Raw genomic sequence first — 2,525 nt, 5'->3', positions numbered from 1 at the left:
TTTCGCAGTATACCGCAGCGCGAGCGGGCAGACAATCACAAAGCATGCGTGTGATCCCGCGAGGCATATCAGGTGGGGTATAAAGTACCGCCGGGGCAAAACTCCCCGATTATTCTTACCCATTGGCGCTCTACAACATAGACCGGCACAATCGCTGAAACCACCTCGCTTGTCTCAATCGAACTGCCTACCCATCAGAGGTTTACGGCGCGCCGAATGCGCTCTCGTAAGGCTAAGCCGTTATAAGATTACTACTTAGAATGCGTTTGGCGCACTCTTTGCTATATAATGCAGCAGCATGGACATATCGATCCAAAACACCGCATTCGAGCCCGCATCTTATCACCCGCCCGGTGGCGTCTTGCGCTATCGCACGCGGGTTTTTTTGTGTCTGACCCGGTATGAACGCGAGGCGCACTGATGACCAAACGGCTCGAACTCGACCGCATCGGTCTGTGCGAAACCTGTCTGCACACGATCCGCAGCGTCCTTCGGGCGCGACGCGGCGCCGATCCGCTCTGTTGTGAAGTACTCGATAACTGCCGCGCCGGCAGTTCGGACGAAAACGACTTCGCCTGCCCCGCTCAAATCGGAATGGACAAACCCAACGAAATCGACCGAGCGCTGACCGCTCCGCGTCCAATCGGCCTGTGCGCCAATTGTGCCCAATATGAAAACTGTACGCTGCCGCGCCCGGAATCGGGAGTCTGGCACTGCGAAGATTATAAGTGAGACGATACACGAACGCCGTCGCATGACGGCTAATCGGCAAGGAAACGTTATGGACAAAGACACAGTACTGAGCATTGTCGAAAAACATAATGGAAATCGAGGCAGCCTCATTTCCATTCTGGAGGACATGCAGGCCAAGTACGGGTATCTGCCGCGCGAAGCGTTGGAACTGGTCTCAGAACAGACCGGTCGCTCGCTGGTGGATATTTATGGTGTCGCCACCTTCTACCGGGCATTCAGCCTGGAGCCGCGCGGCAAACACCTGATCTCGGTCTGCCTCGGAACCGCCTGCCATGTACGCGGCGGCCCCGCGGTGGCCAAAGAGGTCGAACGCGTCCTGGGTATCAAGGCGGGGGAGACGACCCCCGACCGCGAGTTCACACTCGAAGCCGTCAACTGTCTCGGCGCCTGCGCAATCGGCCCGGTGCTCGTTGCCGACGGTCACTATTTCTCGAATATGAAAGCATCGCTGGTGAAAGACATCCTCACCAAAGTGCAGGCCGGGCTGGATATTGTCGAGGTCGACACCGACGAGCGGGTCTTCCCGGTCGAACTGAGTTGCTCCCGGTGTAATCACAGCCTGATGGACGCCAAGCGACCGATTGACGGTCATCCCTCGGTGCGGGTGACAATGTCCTACGGCAATACCCACGGCTGGCTGGCGATTTCATCGCTCTGGGGCAGCTATACGGTCCATTCGGAATACGCGATTCCGCCCGATACGATCGTGACATTCTTCTGCCCGCATTGTCATGCCGAAATGATGGGCGGCGCCCTGTGCGGCGATTGCAACGCTCCGATGGTGCCGATGATCGTACGAGGCGGCGGCGTCGTGCAGCTCTGCTCGCGGCGCGGCTGCAAGGGCCACATACTCGATTTCGGCGGAACGACCGAATAGGGGAGACCCGGGAAGGAAACGAGGAGACCTGACTATATGAAAAAACTACTCTCAGTAGACCAGCTAACGGAATTTCGCAACCGGGTCGCGAACGAACGGGCGGCGGAAGATGACATTCCGACAATCGTCGTCTCGGCCGACACCGGCGCGCAGGCCAGTGGCGTCAACGACATCATCCGGCTGATCAAAAAGAATATGCTTGATCGGTTTCTGCAGCAGAAACTCAGGCTGCGCATCACCGGGTGTCACGGCTTTTGCGAAATGAATCCGTACGTCGTGGTCGAACCCTACGGACACTTCTACCCGCGCCTCCGGCGGGAAGATGTGCCGAAACTGATCGACGCGGCCCTTGGCGGCTATCTCGACAAGGATCTCGCCTATCGCGACGCCCAGACGGAAAAAATGTATGAGTCCGCCGATGAGATTCCCTTTTTCAAAAATCAGACGCGGACTATTATCGGCCGTAACCAGACGCTCGATCCGATCCGAATTCTCGATTATATCGCCAACGGCGGGTATCGGGCGCTCGGTAAGGTCCTCGCGCAGAACGACCCCGAATGGATAATTAAGGAAGTGCAGGCCTCCGGTATCCGCGGACGGGGCGGCGCGGGGTTCCCCACCGGCAAGAAGTGGGAATTTGCGCGGGCCTCGGCGCCCGGCGCCCAAAAGTATGTCGTCTGCAACGCCGACGAGGGCGACCCGGGTGCGTATATGGATCGCGGCGTATTGGAGGGCAATCCTCATTCCATAATTGAGGGAATGACGATCGCCGGTATTGCGATGGGCGCCACGCGCGGAATCATCTACGTCCGAAGTGAATATCCGCTCGCGATCAAGCATTGCCTGATCGCAACGCGACAGGCGCGCGAAATGGGATTGCTCGGCGAAAACATCC

The 2,525-nt window shown here is 58.0% G+C and carries 3 protein-coding genes; all 3 read left to right on the top strand.

From position 1 onward, the window contains the following. The first annotated feature begins 420 nt into the window (after window positions 1-420). Window positions 421-732, top strand: coding sequence for a hypothetical protein (locus KKA81_16760; protein MBU2652578.1), 312 nt, complete (start codon window positions 421-423; stop codon window positions 730-732). A gap of 49 nt (window positions 733-781) precedes the next feature. Continuing rightward, window positions 782-1,630, top strand: coding sequence for an NAD(P)H-dependent oxidoreductase subunit E (locus KKA81_16755; protein MBU2652577.1), 849 nt, complete (start codon window positions 782-784; stop codon window positions 1,628-1,630). Window positions 1,631-1,666: 36 nt separating this feature from the next. Next, the coding region (locus tag KKA81_16750; GenBank protein ID MBU2652576.1) for an NADH-quinone oxidoreductase subunit F at window positions 1,667-2,525 on the top strand (859 nt) is incomplete at its 3' end.

Source organism: Bacteroidota bacterium, from assembly GCA_018831055.1.
In the GTDB taxonomy this organism is placed as follows: Bacteria; Bacteroidota; Bacteroidia; order Bacteroidales; family B18-G4; genus M55B132.
Note: the sequence above shows the minus strand (reverse complement) of the source record. Positions and strands in the feature narration are given on the sequence as shown.